The sequence below is a fragment of the Myxococcus stipitatus DSM 14675 genome (assembly GCF_000331735.1).
GTDB classification, from domain to species: domain Bacteria; phylum Myxococcota; class Myxococcia; order Myxococcales; family Myxococcaceae; genus Myxococcus; species Myxococcus stipitatus.
This window is the reverse complement of sequence record NC_020126.1, coordinates 9,956,551-9,973,363: the sequence shown is the minus strand read 5'-3', so window position 1 is coordinate 9,973,363 and position 16,813 is coordinate 9,956,551. Positions and strand designations below refer to the sequence as shown.

Annotated in this window: 13 protein-coding genes; 8 read left to right on the top strand and 5 right to left on the bottom strand. The window is 70.0% G+C overall.

Going from position 1 to position 16,813, the window contains the following annotated elements:
* Positions 1-2 precede the first annotated feature (2 nt).
* Positions 3-1,421, bottom strand: coding sequence for an IgA Peptidase M64 (locus tag MYSTI_RS38840; protein ID WP_015353351.1), 1,419 nt, complete (start codon positions 1,419-1,421; stop codon positions 3-5).
* A 67-nt stretch (positions 1,422-1,488) separates the two neighbouring features.
* Positions 1,489-3,006, bottom strand: coding sequence for a PEGA domain-containing protein (locus tag MYSTI_RS38835; protein WP_015353350.1), 1,518 nt, complete (start codon positions 3,004-3,006; stop codon positions 1,489-1,491).
* A 285-nt stretch (positions 3,007-3,291) separates the two neighbouring features.
* Between MYSTI_RS38835 and MYSTI_RS38830 the strand changes: the two genes are divergently transcribed.
* From MYSTI_RS38830 to MYSTI_RS38800, 7 genes are all read left to right on the top strand, one after another.
* A complete protein-coding gene (locus MYSTI_RS38830) occupies positions 3,292-4,221 on the top strand; it encodes an SDR family NAD(P)-dependent oxidoreductase (protein WP_015353349.1) in 930 nt (309 codons plus the stop codon).
* An 83-nt stretch (positions 4,222-4,304) separates the two neighbouring features.
* Positions 4,305-5,312 carry a diacylglycerol/lipid kinase family protein gene (locus MYSTI_RS38825; RefSeq protein ID WP_015353348.1) on the top strand — a complete coding sequence of 336 codons (1,008 nt, stop codon included), beginning with the start codon at positions 4,305-4,307 and terminating at the stop codon, positions 5,310-5,312.
* A gap of 42 nt (positions 5,313-5,354) precedes the next feature.
* Complete coding sequence (locus tag MYSTI_RS38820) at positions 5,355-6,056, top strand: NUDIX hydrolase (RefSeq protein ID WP_015353347.1); 702 nt, start codon at positions 5,355-5,357, stop codon at positions 6,054-6,056.
* A gap of 101 nt (positions 6,057-6,157) precedes the next feature.
* On the top strand, positions 6,158-6,970 hold the full coding sequence (locus tag MYSTI_RS38815; protein WP_015353346.1) for a protein phosphatase 2C domain-containing protein: 813 nt from the start codon (positions 6,158-6,160) through the stop codon (positions 6,968-6,970).
* Between the two features lie 4 nt (positions 6,971-6,974).
* Positions 6,975-8,861: a hypothetical protein gene (locus MYSTI_RS38810; RefSeq protein WP_015353345.1), complete on the top strand. Its 1,887-nt coding sequence runs from the start codon at positions 6,975-6,977 to the stop codon at positions 8,859-8,861.
* A gap of 45 nt (positions 8,862-8,906) precedes the next feature.
* The gene (locus MYSTI_RS38805) at positions 8,907-9,971 is read left to right on the top strand and encodes a cysteine hydrolase family protein (protein ID WP_015353344.1); all 1,065 of its coding nucleotides are present in this window, start codon (positions 8,907-8,909) and stop codon (positions 9,969-9,971) included.
* Between the two features lie 99 nt (positions 9,972-10,070).
* Positions 10,071-10,862 carry a hypothetical protein gene (locus MYSTI_RS38800; RefSeq protein WP_015353343.1) on the top strand — a complete coding sequence of 264 codons (792 nt, stop codon included), beginning with the start codon at positions 10,071-10,073 and terminating at the stop codon, positions 10,860-10,862.
* A gap of 12 nt (positions 10,863-10,874) precedes the next feature.
* Here the strand turns inward: MYSTI_RS38800 and MYSTI_RS38795 are convergent, their stop codons facing one another.
* Positions 10,875-11,348, bottom strand: coding sequence for a hypothetical protein (locus MYSTI_RS38795; protein WP_015353342.1), 474 nt, complete (start codon positions 11,346-11,348; stop codon positions 10,875-10,877).
* A gap of 97 nt (positions 11,349-11,445) precedes the next feature.
* On the bottom strand, positions 11,446-14,196 hold the full coding sequence (locus MYSTI_RS41245; protein WP_015353341.1) for a CARDB domain-containing protein: 2,751 nt from the start codon (positions 14,194-14,196) through the stop codon (positions 11,446-11,448).
* A gap of 148 nt (positions 14,197-14,344) precedes the next feature.
* Here MYSTI_RS41245 and MYSTI_RS38785 point away from each other — a divergent pair, with 148 nt between their 5' ends.
* Complete coding sequence (locus tag MYSTI_RS38785) at positions 14,345-15,517, top strand: glycosyltransferase (RefSeq protein ID WP_044282599.1); 1,173 nt, start codon at positions 14,345-14,347, stop codon at positions 15,515-15,517.
* On the opposite strand, the gene MYSTI_RS38780 is transcribed toward MYSTI_RS38785, so the two are convergent.
* Positions 15,486-16,727, bottom strand: a complete 1,242-nt coding sequence (locus MYSTI_RS38780) for a glycosyltransferase family 4 protein (RefSeq protein WP_015353339.1) — start codon at positions 16,725-16,727, stop codon at positions 15,486-15,488. The genes MYSTI_RS38785 and MYSTI_RS38780 overlap by 32 nt on opposite strands.
* Positions 16,728-16,813 lie beyond the last annotated feature (86 nt).

Genomic DNA, 16,813 nt, shown 5'->3' with positions numbered 1-16,813 from the left:
TCTCACGGGGTCTTCTTGAATGTCTGGGGTCTAGACCCGGCATACAAGTTGATGACTTGAGAAATCGCGCTCTGACACACCGCACAGAAGGGCACGCGGTCCCGGGTGAACATCACGCAGTCCAGCTGGGGTCGGTAGTACCCGTGGGCCTCGTAGTGGGCGCCCTCGAAGGCTCCCACCTTTCCTGAGTACTTCTGGGAGGACAGGAACTTCTCCTCCCAGTCGCGCTGGGCGATGAAGACGGAGTCCATCTCCGACTCCGGCTTCTTCTGGGCGCGCACCTGGCGGCGGCGCTTCTGCACGTCGTTGGAGTGGGTCTCGTAGGCCGCCTTCTCCCACGGGGTGGGCAGGGGCGTGCCGGGCGTCATCAAGTGCTTCCACTTGAGGGACTCCGGGTCCTTGAGCGCGGTGACGTTCTTCTCCCACGGCTCCAGCCGGTCCGCGCTGGGGACGTAGACGGACTCGGACGTGTAGTACTCGTCGGCCAGGCCCGCGAAGTGGTGCCCGAACTCGTGCACGAAGACATAGGGCGCCCACAGGCTGTCCGCGGCCACCGTGCCGTAGAGCCCGAAGATGCCTCCGCCGCCGTACGTGTTTCCATTGGACAGGATTTCCACGAACTCGTACGGCGCGAAGGCGGACAGCTCGCGGAAGGCCTTGTTGTCGAAGGTGAGGATGTAGCGCTCGCTGCGGAACGCGTCGTAGGTGGTGCCCACGGGCGAGCGCCGGTGGACCCCCGTGGACGGCCGGGAGATGCCCGACTGCGCGGCGGCCGGCATCAGGCCCCAGACGTTGAAGTCGGACTTGCGCTCCTTGAACGGGGAGAAGGTGAAGAGGATGTCCACCATGCGCCGGGCGTCCTTCTCGAACTTGGGACGCTCCGCCTCGGTGTAGCCGTCGCCCAGGATGAGCAGGTCCACCTTCTGCTCCGGCGGTCCGCTCTCCAAGAGCTTCAGCAGCGGCCCGGGCGCCGGAGGCGAGGACGTGTCCACGAGCATGTCCTTGGGGTCCACCACGAGCGACCACACCTCGCGGAACGCGTTCTGCTCATCGCGCTTCTTGAGGAGCACCTGGACGGGGCGCTCCGGGTGGGGGAAGCGCAGCGACTCGTGGAACGTGCCGTTCTGGCGCTTCGCCTCGCCGGTGAGCTCCCACTCGCCGTAGATGGACGCGAAGCCTCGCGAGTAGAGGAGCCGGTTCGTGTCCCTGTCGCGCACCTCGAAGAGGTACTTGCCCAGGTTGGTGTCGTCGAGGGTCCGCTCCGGGTGCCCGGGCCAGGGCAGCGGCTCCAGCACCACCCGGTCGAGGCTGAAGCGCTCCTCGGTGGCGTTGCCAGTGTGGAAGTAGTCCACCCGAAGGGTGCGAGGGGCCGCGGCGGAGGCGCTCGTGGCCAGGAGCAAGGCAAGAAGGGCTCGCGTCATGCGCGGCACTCTATGCCGTGTCCCCGGGGATGGCGTGAGCGGGCGGCCAGCCCCGAGGACAGGAAGGCTAGAAGGAACCGGACAGACTGGCGGAGACGGCCTCGCCATCCGCCGCGACGCCCACCGACACCGGCGGCGGCGCCACCTGGGAAGGCGACACGAAGAACAGCACCGCTCCCGTCACCGCGGCGGCGCCACCGCCCACGAGCAGGCCCGTGAGCAGGTTGTTCTTCTGAATCAGCGAGTCGCGCAGCCGCAGGGAGTCCTGGTCCGTGGAGAGGATGCGTCCGTTCTTCATCCGCTTCTCCAGGTCATTCACGTCCTTCTGCGCCATCAAGCGCACCGCGCCCGCGCCGCCCAGCGCGGCGACCCCCACGCCCATCAAGACATACGAGGCGACGCGCAGCCTCGGCGTGGAGGAGGACGCCGCGCCCGCGACGCCTTCCGTGAGGCGGTCCGGCGCGTCCAGGTCCGAGGCCCCTCCCGGGACGGCGGACTTGTCACCCTTCGCGGGCTGCTCCCAAGGCGGCCGGCCGTTGGCGTTCATCACCAGGAGGTTGGAGTGCGAGCGGCCCGTGGTGACGAAGTCCACCAGGGCGGAGAGGGCCTCGGCCGGAGCATCCAGCCCCTGGGTCTTGAAGCCCCCCTCGCGCAGCTTCTGGCCCCCCTCGACGTTGAGCACCGTGGCCGCGAACCACTTGGGCCCGCTGCTGGGGCGCTCCAGGCGCACCACGATGACCTCTTCGACGCCCACCGTTCCGCCCAGCCGGACGGCGTGGCTCAGCACCTTCTCATCGTTGCTGTCGGGCGCGGCCAGACAGGGGAACGGCGTGGCGGTGACAGAGCCCTCATAGGCCAGGTCCACGAGCAGCGGCGTGTCCGCGCCCTGCACTTGATGCTGCCGGGGGAAGCTGACCGTGCCGTCCTTCACCAGGGTCAGGTCATAGGTGCCCGCGGGCACGTCGAGGGCCAGCGGCGTCTGGCCCACCTTCTTCCCGTCGAGATAGACCTCCGCGTCCGGGACGATGGTGCGCACCGAGAGCTTCACCTTGCGCGCGGCGTTCTGCTCCCGCCGCAGCTTGTCGAAGGCCTGGCGCACCGAGGGCGCGAAGAAGTCCGGGTCGAGCTTGTGGGTGGGGTCGAGCCGCAGCACGTTCCGGAACGCGGCGTCGCTCTCCTTGACGCGGCCCATGGCGCGGTAGTTCAGCCCGTGGAGGAGCTGGGCCTTCTCGAACAGCTTCCAGCGCGCCTCGCCCACCGGCAGCCGGACGATTTGCTGGAGCGCCTCGTCGAGCGCCTGGGCCGCCTTGCCGTAGCGGCTCTCGTAGAAGTGGTCCTGGGCGGCGTCGAGCTGGCGCTGGAGGTCCTCGTAGCTCCGGGTGGGCTGGGGGAAGAGCCGCTCGCTGAACCCCGTGGCGCTCAGGATGTCCTGCTCCGGGCGGGACACCAGAGCACCCAGGAAGGCATTGGCCTGGCTGCCCAGCTCCGCGTCCTTGCAGTCGCCGCTGGCGACGACCATGCGACGGGGGGCCGCGAAGGCCGTCAGGGGGAGGATGCAGCTCAGGATGAACAGGATGGCTCGCATGCCGCGCCTCTCGTGGGCTTGGAAGGGAATTGCGTGGCGCCCAATGCAGGCCGCGTTCCGTCGCCCGCCCACCAGCCGCATTCACATACCAGCCCCCTCCGTCTTCCTTCAAACCCTCTCGTGCCATCCCGAGGGTGGACACCCGTCCGAGCGCTGGTACCGCCGCGTCGCCCGCCCTCCGGGGGAGCCCTCCCGGCGCCAAGGCGCTCCCGGCCGGAATCCCCATCTTCGCCCTGAGGCCACTGGCACCAGGCACCGTCTCACCCAGGGGGGAGGGCCGCGGACATGAGTCGTGGATGGAAGAACCGCGTCGTCGTCATCACCGGAGCGTCCAATGACACGGGCCGCGCCACCGCGCGTGCCCTCGCGAGGAAGGGCGTCCAACTGGTGCTCGCCTCCCGGCGGGAGGCCCCCCTGGGGGACCTGGTCCGTGAGTGTGAAGCCCTGGGGGTGCGGGCCCTCCCCGTCCATCTGGACGGAGCTGGCGCCGACTCCGCGCAAGCGCTGGCCTGGGAGGCGGTGCGAGCCTTTGGCCACTTCGACGCGTGGATCAACAACGCGGGGGACTACCTCACGGGCAGCCTGGAGGAGACGCCGGACGACGCCTTCCGCCAGCTCCTGGAGACCCACTTCCTGGGGACCGTCCAGGGCACCCGGGCCGCCGTGGCCTGGTTCCGGCGTCAGGGGTACGGCACCCTCGTCAATGTCTCGTCGTCCCAGCCCGGGGTGACGGCGCCCTTCGTCAGCGCCTACGCCGCCTCGAGGCATGCGGTGCGAGGCTTCACCGCCTCCGTCCGCCAGGAGCTCCTCGGCACGGGCATCCACGTCTGCACCGTGATGCCCGCCGCCGTCGACACCCCTCTGTGGCACCACACCGCCAACTACACCGACTGGCGCCTGGGGCCGGAGGAGCCGGTCCACGCGCCGGAGCGGGTGGCCCGCGCCATCCTCCGCGTCCTCCGGGAGCCCCAGGCGGAGGTCCAGGTGGGACCTCCCGTCCGGACCTGGAGGGGACTGGCCCGCATCGCCGGGGCCCGACAGGCCGATAGGGAACGCCAGGCTCCGACCGCCGCCCTGTGCGGGGAGGTCTCCTCCCGTCGCAAGAGGACCCTGCGCCGGCTGCTCGTGGCGGGAGGCGTGCTGGCCACGGTCGCCTTCTTGGGGGGCAGGCAGGCTCGGAGTATCTCCCCGAGCGGGTTGTTCACGCACTCGTAGTGCGAAGTCCCCATTGTCGTCTCGGTGCCGCCAACGCGGGCCGTGACCGGGCTATGACACGGCCCGAGGAAAGTCCGCCCGCCATGACCGACATCGCGGTTCTCGTCAATTTGCGTGCACGCCGCGGCTCCGAGGGAGTCGGCGGGCTGGTGCAGCGCTTCCTTCCCCGAGCCCGCGTCGCGCTCACCCGCTCGCTGGATGAGGCCCGTCACTGGATTTCCGACCAGCTGCGGCCCAACCCGCCTTCGCTCCTGCTGGCGGGAGGAGGCGACGGCACGATTACGGGGCTGCTCAACGAGCTGCGCGCGGCGGGCGTGGCGCTGCCCGCCATCGGCGTGCTGCCCATGGGCACCGGCAACGCGTGGGCCCGAGTCACCGGCGCCCCTCGTCCCGCGGTGGCGCTCAAGCAGATCGCCGCGGTGGGGGAGCGCCTGCCGCCGCTGCGTCCGTTCTCCCTGGTGCGCGTGGACGGCAAGGTCGCGCCGTTCGCGGGCACGGGCTGGGACGCGGAGATGATTCAAGACTTCAAGGACCAGCTCGCCGCCTCGGGTCCGCTGCGCAGCCAGCAGGCGGGGCTTCGCGGGTACCTGTCCGCCATGTTCACGCGGACGGTGCCTCGGCACATGTTCGGCTCCGGCAACCCTCGGGTGTCCGTCTACAACATGGGCGACGACGCGCTCACCGTGGACGCGCAGGGCAACGTGATTCCCGTGCCGGGAGGGCAGAAGGGCGCGCTGCTGTATGAGGGCCCCGCGGGAGTCGCCGGCGCGGCCACCACGCCCGAGTGGGGCTTCGGCTTCAAGGCCTTCCCCTTCGCGCAGGCGGTGCCCCACCGGCTGTCCGTGCGTGTCTACGGCGCCAGCGTGATGGAGGCCACGCGCAACATGTTCCGCCTGTGGCGCGGCGCGCACCCCATGCCGCACATGAACGACTGGTTCGTCCAGCGCCTGCGCATGGACTTCGACCGCGACGTGCCCTTCCAGATGGGCGGCGACGTGATTGGCCTGCGGCGCTCGGTGGAGTTCGACCTGGCGGAGGAGAGCGTCCAGCTGGTCGACTGGCACAAGCTGTCGCGCATGGTGAACGCGTAGCGTCACCTCGGCGCTCGTTGACTCGGGTGTGCCGTGGACACTATGCCGGCACCCGTGAGCCACACCTACGAGTACCCGAGACCCGCGTTGACGGTGGACTGTGTCGTCTTCGGCTTGGACGAAGAGGACCTGAAGGTGTTGCTCATCCAGCGCGGCGTGGAGCCCTTCGCGGGACGCTGGGCCCTGCCCGGTGGCTTCGTGCGGATGGACGAGTCCCTGGACGAGGCCGCGCGGCGTGAGCTGGAGGAGGAGTCCGGCATCCGCCCTGGGCACCTGGAGCAGCTCTTCACCTTCGGCACGCCGGAGAGAGACCCTCGGGGCCGTGTCGTCACGGTGGCGTACTTCGCGCTGGTGAAGCTGAGCGCGCACGTGCTGCGCGCGGCCACCGATGCGCGCGAGGCGGCGTGGTTCTCCGTCTGGGACACGCCCAAGCTGGCGTTCGACCACGCGGACATCCTCAACACCGCGCTGCTCCGCCTCAAGGGCAAGGTGCGCTACCAGCCCATCGGCTTCGAGCTGTTGCCGCCCAAGTTCACGCTCACCCAGCTGCAGCGCCTGTACGAAATCGTGCTGGAGCGCGAGCTCGACAAGCGCAACTTCCGCAAGAAAATCCTGGCCATGGACCTGCTGGAGGAGCTGGACGAGGTGGAGCAGGACGTCGCCCACCGCGCCGCCCGCCTGTACCGGTTCGACCACAAGAAGTACCGGCAGCTCGAGAAGGCCGGCTTCAACTTCGAGCTCTGAGCCGCCGCCTCTGCTTCCCCGCACGCTCCCCGTGTCCCCTCCCGCCGGAGGCCGCGGGCGATGGCGTTGACATAGTGTCTGTTCGACACTATGTTGGTGTCATGGATACACGAACTCCACTTCCATTCGAGGTCGCCGCGGGTTCGGTGGTCGGGCGGGAGCACGCCCGGGCGGGGCGCAACAACCAGGATGCGTGGTGCGTGCGGGGGAGTGAGCACGGGGTGGCGCTGGTGGTGGCGGATGGCTGTGGAAGCCAGGCGTGCAGCGAGCTGGGGGCGCAGCTGGGGGTGCGCGGGGTGGCGCAGGCGGCGCTGACGCGGTTGGCGGAAGACGGGCGTGTGGATGAAGCCGGGTTTCTTCCCGGGCTGCGAGAGGACGTGCTGTGTCTGCTGAGCGAGCTTCGGGGGGAGCTCGGCCGCGACACACTGGGGGACTTCCTCTTCACGGTGGTGGGCGCGGTGGTGACGCCCTCTCACACGCTCGTCTTCTCCGCGGGAGATGGGGTCTGGTCCCTCAACGGGGACGTGCACACGCTGGGGCCGTTCCCCAACAACGCGCCGCCGTATCTCGCGTATGCGCTGATTCGGGGGGACGACACGTCGTTCGTCACGCGAGCCTTGGTGCCCACGGCGGACGTGCACGCGCTGCTGCTGGGGACGGATGGGGTCGCGGACCTGGCGAAGCTGGGGGCCGCGTCGCTCCCCTCGAGCGAGGAGACGGTGGGGCCGCTGTCGCGGTTCTGGACGGAGGACCGCTACTTCGAGAACCCGGATGCGCTGAGGCGCAGGCTCGCGATGCTCAACCGCGAGTCGGTCCGCGCGGACTTCGATGCGCGACGGCTGGTGCGCACGCCGGGGCTGCTCCCGGACGACACGACGATGGTGGTGCTGCGCCGACGGGTGGGGAGGGCATGAGGCCATGGACGTCTGGCTCGAGGGGAAGAGAGTCCGGCTGAGCCCCGCGAAGGCGCTGGGCAAGGGCGGCGAGGCGGATGTGTTCGACCTGGGGGATGGCCGAGCGCTCAAGGTGTTCAAGCCGCCGGAGCACCCGGACTACACGGGCCTGGACGCGGAGCAGGACGCGGCGAGGGCCCGGCTGGCGGAGCATCAGCACAAGCTGCGGGTCTTTCCCACGGGGCTGCCGGGGAGGGTGGTGACACCGCAGGCGCTCGCGACGGACAAGTCGGGGCGGACGGTGCTCGGCTATGCGATGCGCAAGCTGGAGAACGTGGAGACGCTGCGGCGCTTCGCGGAGCCGTCCTTCCGGCGCGCGGGGGCGACATCGGCCCGGGCGGTGGAGGTGCTGAGCAGCCTGCATCGGACGCTCGCGGGAGTGCATGCGGCGGGCGTGGTTGTCGGTGACTTCAATGACTTGAACGTGCTGGTGACGGGGACAGCGGACGCGCACCTCATCGACGCGGACAGCTTCCAGTTCGGAAGCTTCGTGTGTCTGCTCTTCACCGAGCGCTTCCTGGACCCGGTGCGGCTGGGCACCGCGAAGGGGCTGGTCCCCGCGTGTGCCGCGTCCGAGGTGAGTGATTGGTATGCCTTCACCGTGGCGGCCATGCAGTCGCTGCTGTGCGTGGGGCCGCACGGAGGGGTGCATCGGCCGAAGTCGCCGACGGCGCGGACCACGCCGACGGGGCGCCTGCTCCAGCGCATCACCGTCTTCCATCCGGAGGTGCAGTACCCGAAGCCCGCGCTGCCGCTGCGCACGTTGCCGGACGACCTGCTCCACCACCTCCACCGCGTCTTCGTGGAGGACCTGCGCGGCGAGTTTCCGCTGCCGCTCCTGGAGGGACTTCGTTTCACCGCGTGCGCATCGTGTGGTGTGGAGCACGCGCGAGCCACCTGCCCCACCTGCCAGCCGAACGCGGTGGCGGCGGCGACGCCCGTGTCCGCGGTGCGAGGCGAGGTGACGGCGACGCGGCTGTTCTCCACCCGAGGCGTCGTGCTCCGGGTGAGCGTGGAGAACGGTGCGCCGCGCTGGCTGTATCACGAGCAGGGGGCGTACCGGCGCGAGGACGGCCGGGTCGTGCTGCACGGTGCGCTGGACCCGTCGCTGCGCTGGGAGCTGCAGGGGCCGGTGACGCTGGTGGGGCGAGGGGGCACGGTGGCGGTGCTGACCGAGGGGCCCGCTGCTTCACCTGGGCCCGAGCGGCTGAGCGTGGACGTGCTGGACGGGCGGCCGTGTTTCGCCGCGAACGCGAGGCACCGCTACTGGGCGGTGGGCGGTGGGCTGTGGCGGAACGGAGCGCATGGCCCCGAGCGCATCGGCGATGTGCTCGAAGGACAGACGCGGCTGTTCGTGGGGCCTCGCTTCGGGGTGGGGTTCCACCGCGCGGGGGGGCTGCGAGACGCGTTCGTCTTCGATGCGGAGCGCGTGGGGTTGAAGGACGGGCTGAAGCTGCCGTGGCCGTCGGGGCAACTGGTGGACGCGGACTGTGTCTTCGACGGGCCGCTCGCGTGGCTGTTCCTCGCGGAGGAGGCGGGTGGGCGCACGGTGCACCACTGCGTGGTGCTGGGCTCCGACGGACAGGTGCGCGCGCAAGGGGTGGCCGTCGCGGGGGATGGCTCGTGGCTGGGGGGCGCGTTCCAGAGCGGCCGGTGCGCGATGGGAGAGGCGCTGTTCGTCGCCACGGACGCGGGGCTGGTGCGCGTGGAGTCGCGCAACGGGCGGCTGGAGACGGCGCGGGAGTTCCCCGACACCGAGCCCTTCGTGGACTCGGGCTGTCAGCTCCTGCTGACGCGACAGGGCTTGCTGGTGGTGGGCCGACAGGACCTCACCACGCTGCGGATGGCGTGAACGGACGTTGGGCTTTCCGGGACAGACGAAAGAGGGGGTAGCGCGATGAAGAAGCACCTGAAGGAACTGCCGATGCCCGGCTTCTACCGGGCGCAGCACGCGGGGATGTATGGCTATGGCGCGGACGCGGGGAAGCTCCAGCGCGAGGCGGGGGCGTGGAAGGGCGCGCATGGGCTCACGTCGGCCACGGCGGACGTGTTCAACCTGCACCTGCTGCTCATCGACGTGCAGAAGGACTTCTGCTTCCCGGAGGGCTCGCTCTACGTCGCCGGCCGCAGTGGCCGAGGCGCCGTGGAGGACAGCCAGCGCATCGCGGAGTTCATCTACCGCAACCTCGGCGCGCTCACGAACGTGACGGCCACGCTGGACACCCACTTCGCCTACCAGATCTTCTTCCCGTCCTTCTGGGTGGACCAGGACGACCAGCCGCTCACGCCGTACCGCGAGGTGACGCGCGAGCAGATCGAGCGCGGCCAGGCGAGGCCCCACCCCGCGATGGCGAAGTGGCTGTGCGGCGGCAACTACCCCTGGCTGCTCAAGCAGGTGAAGTACTACTGCGAGGAGCTGGAGCGCGCGGGCAAGTACACGCTGTACCTCTGGCCGCCGCACTGCCTCCTGGGGGGAGACGGCCACGCGCTGGCGGGCGTGGTGCAGGAGGCGCGGCTGTTCCACTCCTACGTGCGCGGCATGCAGTCGTGGGCGGAGGTGAAGGGCGGCAACCCACTGACGGAGAACTACTCGGTGCTGCGGCCGGAGGTGCTCAGCCGGCATGACGGCCAGCCGCTGGCCCAGCGCAACACCCAGTTCCTCAAGACGCTGCTGACGGCGGACGCGGTGGTGATTGGAGGCCAGGCCGCCAGCCACTGCGTGAAGAGCTCCATCGATGACCTGCTGGGCGAAATCGTCGCGCAGGACGCGGCGCTGGCGCGCAAGGTGTACCTGCTGACGGACTGCATGTCGGCGGTGACGGTGCCGGACGGCAAGGGCGGCTTCGCGGCGGATTTCACGCCTCAAGCGGACGCGGCGCTCAAGCGCTTCGCGGACGCGGGCATGCACCTGGTGAAGTCCACCGACCCGCTGACGACCTGGCCGGACCTGCGCATCGGCTGAGCCGCTGACGACGACACGAACCCGGAGACCCGGCCTCGCTCCGAGGGGAGCGAGACGGGCGGAGCCATGCCCTCTTCGCGAGGGCGAAGGAGCGATGACATGAGCGGGACAAACAATGGAGTGAGTCAGCTCTTCGAGGATGCACACGCGGAAGGGCTGTTGAGCCCTGGCAGCTTGCAGGCGCTGACGGTGGTGGACCTGGGGGCACAAATCCAGGCGGGGCTCGGCGTCTGCGTGGAGGATGTGCAGGCCAGCGAGGTGGTGCTGGTGACGGTGATGCCGGACGACTCCGCGAGCATCGACGGCGCGGGCCAGACGAAGACGGTGTGCGATGGGCACAACCTGGTGCTCGACGCGCTGATGTCGAGCAAGCAGAAGGACGGCGTCCTCTTCCACACGCGCTACCTGAACGGCCACGCGCTCAATCCCTACCGGCCGCTGGAGGACGTGGTGCGGATGCACAAGGGGAACTACAGCGCGGACAAGGGGACGCCGCTGTATGACCAGGCCGTGGTGCTGCTGGGGACGGTGCTGGCGAAGGCCCAGGAGTTCAGCGGCAACGGCGTGCCGGTGCGCACGGTGACGCTGCTGATTACGGATGGCGGGGACTGCTCCTCCAGCCACGCGAAGGCGAAGGACGTGGCGGCGCTGGTGAATGACATGAAGCGGGCGGAGAACCACATCGTCGCCGCGATGGGCATTCACGACGGGAGCACCGACTTCCGGCGCGTGTTCCGGGAGATGGGCATCGACGACAAGTGGATTCTGACGCCGGGCCACTCGGAGCAGGAGATCCGCTCCGCCTTCCAGGTGTTCAGTCAGTCCGCCGTGCAGGTGAGCCAGGGCGCCGCGAGCTTCAGCCGCACGGCGATGGGCGGCTTCGGGCGGTGACCGCGGCGCCTCTCACGAGATGACGAGGAACGCCGCCAGCGCCCCGGCGGCGATGAGCAGGAGCACGCCCCAGCGGGGGATGCGAGCCCTGGGAGGGACAGGCGGCTGCCCGTCTTCCTCGGTGAAGGTCCGCTGGGGTTCATCCGTGACGGCCTCGAGCAGCACGGTGCTGTACCCGGCGACGTGGTATCGGCCCTCGTGCGGGGTGAGGTAGACCTCCATCACCGCCGCCTTCTCCAGCGCCTCGGTGTCCTTCCAGCGGATGCCGCTGGGGGGAGGACTGTCTCCAGGGCGACGGCAGGGGACCTCGAAGGTGACGCGAGAGGAGAGGAACCCGGGCTTGCCTTTGAACACGCGAGCGATTCGGCCTGTCACCCAGGCGTTCCCGGGCGTGACGGCGGGGAGCACGACCTCCACCACCTCGACCTGGACGTGCAGCTCCGCCTTCAGCGCGGCGCGGGCGTAGTGATGGGCGGGCAGGGCCATGGCCAAAGCCTAACCTGAATCGCAGACACCCCGAACGGACGAGGCCCGGAGAGCACTGGCTCCCCGGGCCCCGAAGTTCATGCGTTCGCCTGGGTGCTCAGTGCACGCGGGCCGCCGGCAGGTTGGAGGGAATCCACTCGGCGGCGCGGAGCCCCGTCGTCGGCGTGCACACCAGCGCCTTGAGGTCCTCCGCGCGCCGGGTCAGGTCATCGAACGGACGCACGGACTTCGTCACCGGGTCCGTCACCGTGGTGCCTCGGAGGTAGGGAGACAGCACGGAGGCGGCTCCCTTCACGCGGGGCGCGACGTGGACGAACTCCGTCTGCGTCTCCCCCGAGTGACAGCCGCTGCACGTGTTGAGGGAGAACTTGTGGCGCACCTCGTTCGACACCCCGGGCGAGCGCCAGAAGAAGTCCAGCGGGACGAGCGAGTGCGCGCCGAGGAACGGAATGCCTCCCATGCTGTCGGGCACCACGTGCCGCTCCGCGAGCACGTCCGCCGTGTTCTGCGTGAGGAAGCTGGCGAGCATCTGCGTGTTCTCGAAGTGCATCGCGGGCGTGAGCTTCACCGTCGTGGGCATCAGGCCGAGCGGCGAGAGGACGAACTCGCGCATCTCCCAGGGCTCCTCGAGTTCGATTTCGTTGGTGCGAATCTGGTTCAGCGCGCTGCCCTGGTGCCGGCCCGACATCACGCCCGCCTTCGTGAAGCGGTCCGTGAGCGCCTGGAGCTTCGCGTTGTAGCCCGCGTTGCCCACCTTCACCTTGCCCAGGTCATGCCAGTCCGCGCCCCAGCGCTGGATGGCTTCCGGCGTGCCGCCAGGGAGGGCGTACTCCAGGATGAGGGTGAACTCGAGCGGCGCGCCGTTCGGTCCCACCACGCCGTAGATGAGGCGGCCCTCTCCGGCCTGGAGGCCCGGCTGCCGCAGGTCGATGCGGTTGACGATGGCCAGCAGGCGGAACGGCGCCGTGTTGAAGTCCAGCGGCGCGGAGGGCCCGCCACTGCGCGCCTCCCACGGCCCCAGCACCTTCGTCTGCATCTCCGGACGCGGCGGCAACTCCAGCCCGTTCACCATCTGCTTCGTCAGCCACGTCTTCAGCCAGGCGCGCACCAGCGGAGACGGGTCCTGTCCGCCCGTCAGCTCCCGCATCACCGTGCCGAAGTGCCACGCGCCACCGGGCGCCGTGCGCACCGGGTCCTCCACCACGGAGAGGTGCGTCACCATCAACTCGCTCGGCTTGTCGATGGTGCAGGCGGAGGGCTGGCACACCGTCCGGGACTCGCAGCCGTTGGACGCCTTGCCGTCGCAGTCGTAGTAGCCCGGCGCGCAGGTGCTGCCACACGTCGCCGCCACGCAGACGCCCTCCGCGTAGGGGCCGTCCTGGCACACGTTGCCGCACGCACCACAGTTGTTCGGGTTGACCGTCAGGTCCACCTCGCACCCGTTGGACGAGCGGCCATCACAGTCGGCCGTGCCCGGCGGGCAGCGAAGCTCATACGCGGGGCCCTCCGCGCAGGTGGAGATGTTGCCCGCGGCGTCCTTCGCCGCCAGGAACACGCGGTGACTTCCACCGGCGCCAAACGGCGCGCTCGCGGTGAAGCGTCCCTGCGCATCCGCTTGCACCGTGCGCTCGGGAGTTCCCGTGCAGGGCACGTCGATGAAGAGGCCCACCGTCGCGAAGGGCTCCGCGGTGCCCGTCACCCACAGCTCGCGCCCCGTGTTCAGGTACTGCCACTTCACGTCGATGATGCGTGGCGGCTCCGGGGGCGTGCCGTCGTTCTGGTACTCGAGCGGGTTGGAGCAGTTGGACGGCGTGGAGTAGTCGCCACCATCCCGGGCGCGCGCGGACACCGTCACCTTGCCGCCCTTCACCACGGTCATCGTGACATGGAACATGCCCCGGTCATCCGTCGTGAGCACCTTCTCCACTGGGCCCTGGCACGTGGCGCTCTTGAAGATTTCAACCGAGACCAAGGGCTCCGCGCGTCCGCTGAAGACGGGCTGGAGGCTGCCACCCGGAGACGTCGGCGACGTGCTGAGCAGCACGGGCGCCATGCGTGGCGTCCCTCCGCCCCCGCCATACGGGTAGTCCACCGTGGGGCTGCAATGTGAGGCATTGCCGACGGAGTCATAGGCTCGCGCGGAATACGTCGCGCCCGGCGTCGTGGGGACGCGGAGGGGGACCTCGCAGTAGGCGCTCTGTCCCACCACGGTGTTGGCCACCTCGCGGCCGGTGCAGCCCGGGCCCTGGTACACGCGCACCGTGGCGCCCGACTCCATGTGCATCGTGAGGTCGCGCGTCGTCCCCGAGCCCGCTGGGCCCCAGGTGGGCTGCGGTGTCTCCGGAGGCGTGCGGTCCACCGTGAGCGCGTCGCCCTGGCGCGTGTTGTTGGCCTCGTCGCTCTCGTTGACCAGGCCATCCGGGTCCACGCGGGCGTTCAAGGTGTAGCGACCCTCGGGCGTCGCCTGCGCGCTGATGAACGCGGAGACCTCCTTGCACTCCCGAGCACGCAGCGACAGCCGGGTGCTGGTGGCCAACAGGAGCTGGCTCGCGCTGGAGGTAGGGGACGTGAGGAAGAAGGCGGCCTCGGTCGTGCCGGAGGCGACGCCGTCATTGCAGAGGCGCGCCTGGACCTGCTGCTCACCCGCGCCGAGGACCGAAGGGCCCGACAGGAACTCCACCCGGAAGTCCGGAGGACCCGACTGGGGCTCGGGTTCCGTGGGTCGAGGCCGAGGGGGTTGACCGGAACCATCATCATCCCAGTCAGGGTCATCTCCAGGACCGCGCTCCACGATGCAGCCCGCGAGAGTTCCCGCGAGCGCGATTGCCCACCACCGCCGCGCGTGCATGTGTGACGTGCCTCCAGGGGGAGCCAGGGGGTCCGGCCGTGCTGCGAGGGTGGCTCCACCACCGTGCCCCTGGACGGAGGGCCTGGGTCTTTATTCACGGAGAGATGAGTGAGGGGCGCGACGCCGTGGGCCGGGTAGATTGAGCCCCATGGCTGGCTCCCCCCGTGTGCTCCTCCTCGCTGAACGCTTCCCGCCCGATATCGGAGGGCTCGCCCGCAGTGGGGCGAGGACCGCTGGGGCGCTCGCGAGGATGGGTGCGCGGGTGGATGTGCTCGCGTGGACGCGCTCGGCGGCACCGGGGGCCTTGAGCTCGGCGGAGGACGCGAGCGGGGTGACGCTGCACCGGCTGGGGTTGTTTGGAAGCACGGACCTGTCCATGCAGCACACGTTGGACGTGCTGGGACACCTGCACTCCAAGCGGCGCTACGAGCTGGTGTGGGGGCACTACCTGTCGCCGCCGGGGTTCCTCGCCGTCGTGTTCGCGGCCTCGGTGGGGATTGCGTCCACGGTGAGCGCTCGAGGCAATGACGTGGACCAGCAGATGTTCCCGCCCGGCGACTTCGCGCGGCTGTTGTGGACGCTCCAGCGCGCGGACGTGCTCACCGCGGCCTCCGCGGACCTGGGGCGCAAGATGAGCCTGTTGCTCGGAAGGGATGCGCGCGTCGAGGTCATCCCCAACGCCGTCGACGCCCGCGTGTTCTCACCGGGCCCCGCGGACCCGGCGCTGCGCGAGCGGCTGGGCATTGCTCCGGACGAGGTGGTGCTGGGGTTCTCCGGCGAGCTGCGCCACAAGAAGGGCCTGCCGTTCCTGCTGTCCGCGCTCTCCGAGGTGCGGCGCGTGCGGCCCGCGTGTCTGCTCGTCATCGGTGAGGTGCGTCCTCGCGACGCGGAGCACCTGGTCGCCTTCCGCGCCGAGCACCCCGAGGATGGGGCGCGCATCGTCGTCTCGGGCGCGCTCGCGACGACGGAGGACATCGCCGCGCACCTGCGGCTGTGTGATGTGTATCTCCAGCCGTCGCTGTGGGAGGGCATGCCGAACGCGCTGCTGGAGGCGATGGCGTGTGCCCGTCCCGTCATCGCCAGCGACGCGGGGGGCATCCCCGAGGCGGTGGACTCGAAGCACAACGGCTTCGTCGTGCCGAAGGCCCTGCTGAACCACCTGGGGCAGGCGTGCCTGGATGTGTTGTCGATGTCCGATGCTCAGCGCGCCGCGATGGGGGCGGCCGCACGGGAGCGCATCCTGGAGCGCTTCGTGGCGGGCAACGAAGAGGAGGCGCTGCGCCGCGTGCTCACGCGCGCGGTTCCGTCTTCTCCAGGTTGAGCGGTTGCATCGCGAGCGGCTTCCGCGTCATCCCCAGCTCCTCGTAGGCCCGCACCAGGGCCTCGCGAGCCCGCCGCCACGAGAAGTCCCGCTCCACGCGCGCGCGGGCCCTCGTGCTCAGGGCGGGGCCCAGGTCCGGGTTCGCGCGCAGCGTCTTCACCGCCTCCGCGATGGCCTTGGGTGAGCCGGGCCGCACCAGGAACACCTCCTCGGGGGACGCCAGCGTGCGCACCACGGGCAGGTTCGACGCGATGACGGGCGTGCCCGAGGCCATCGCCTCCAGCAGCTTCAACGGGCAGCAACCCTGCACGCAGTTCCGGTCGTTCGCCGGCAGCGGCACCAGCACCGCGTCGCAGTCGTGATGCAGCGCCGCCAGCGCGTCCTGCGGCAACGGCTCGCGCAGCTCCACCGCGCCCTCCAGCAGCAGGTCTCCGCAGCGGTCCAGCAGCACCTTGCGCTGGTGCTTGCGCAGCGGGCCCACCAACGTCAGCACCGCGGGAAGCTCCGCGCGCAGGAGCCGCAGCGCCTCGATGGCGTGGTGGACACCCTGCCACGACGTCATCGTCCCGCTGTAGAGCAGCCGCACCGGACGCTCCGGAGTCCACGCGCGCGGAGGGGCGTGGCGGAACACCTCCAGCTCCACGCCATTCGGAATCACTCGCACGCGCGAGGGCTCCGCGCCGCGCTTCACCAGGTACTCCGCCGTCACCTCGCTGGGGGTGATGAGGAGGTCCGCGCGGGTGATGCAGGTGTCCTCTTGCGCCACCAGCTTGAGCATCAGCTCCGCGTCGTCCGCGACATCCGGGTGGTGATACTTCAGCTCGATGGACGGCAGCCCGTTCACCTCGAACACCAGCTTGTCCGTCAGGGCCTCCTTGCGGCGAGCCACCGGGTAGCCCTCGAAGATGGAGCGCACGTGGACCACGGAGGCCCTGGGCTTGTTCCTCCACCAGGCCGCCAGGTTCGTCCGGAAGGACAGCGCCTGGGCGACCAGGTCGCGGCCCCGGGCCTCCATCGGGTGGTACGTCACTCCCTCCACGAGTGGAGAGGGAGTCGTGCTCGCGGTGGCTCCATCGCGCAGCGCCAGCAGCTCCACCCCTCCGAAGGCCGCGCCCAGGGCTTCGACGAAGGCCCGGATGTGCACGGCTGCTCCCTTGGGCGACGGGAAGCGGTCGAACGAGGCGTAGATGATGCCGGACGCGGAGGCCACGCCACCGTGCTATCGCGGCCTCTCGTCCGGTGCAAACAACGAGGTTTGCCCCTCACCACGCTGGCTCATACACTCAGCGCTTCATC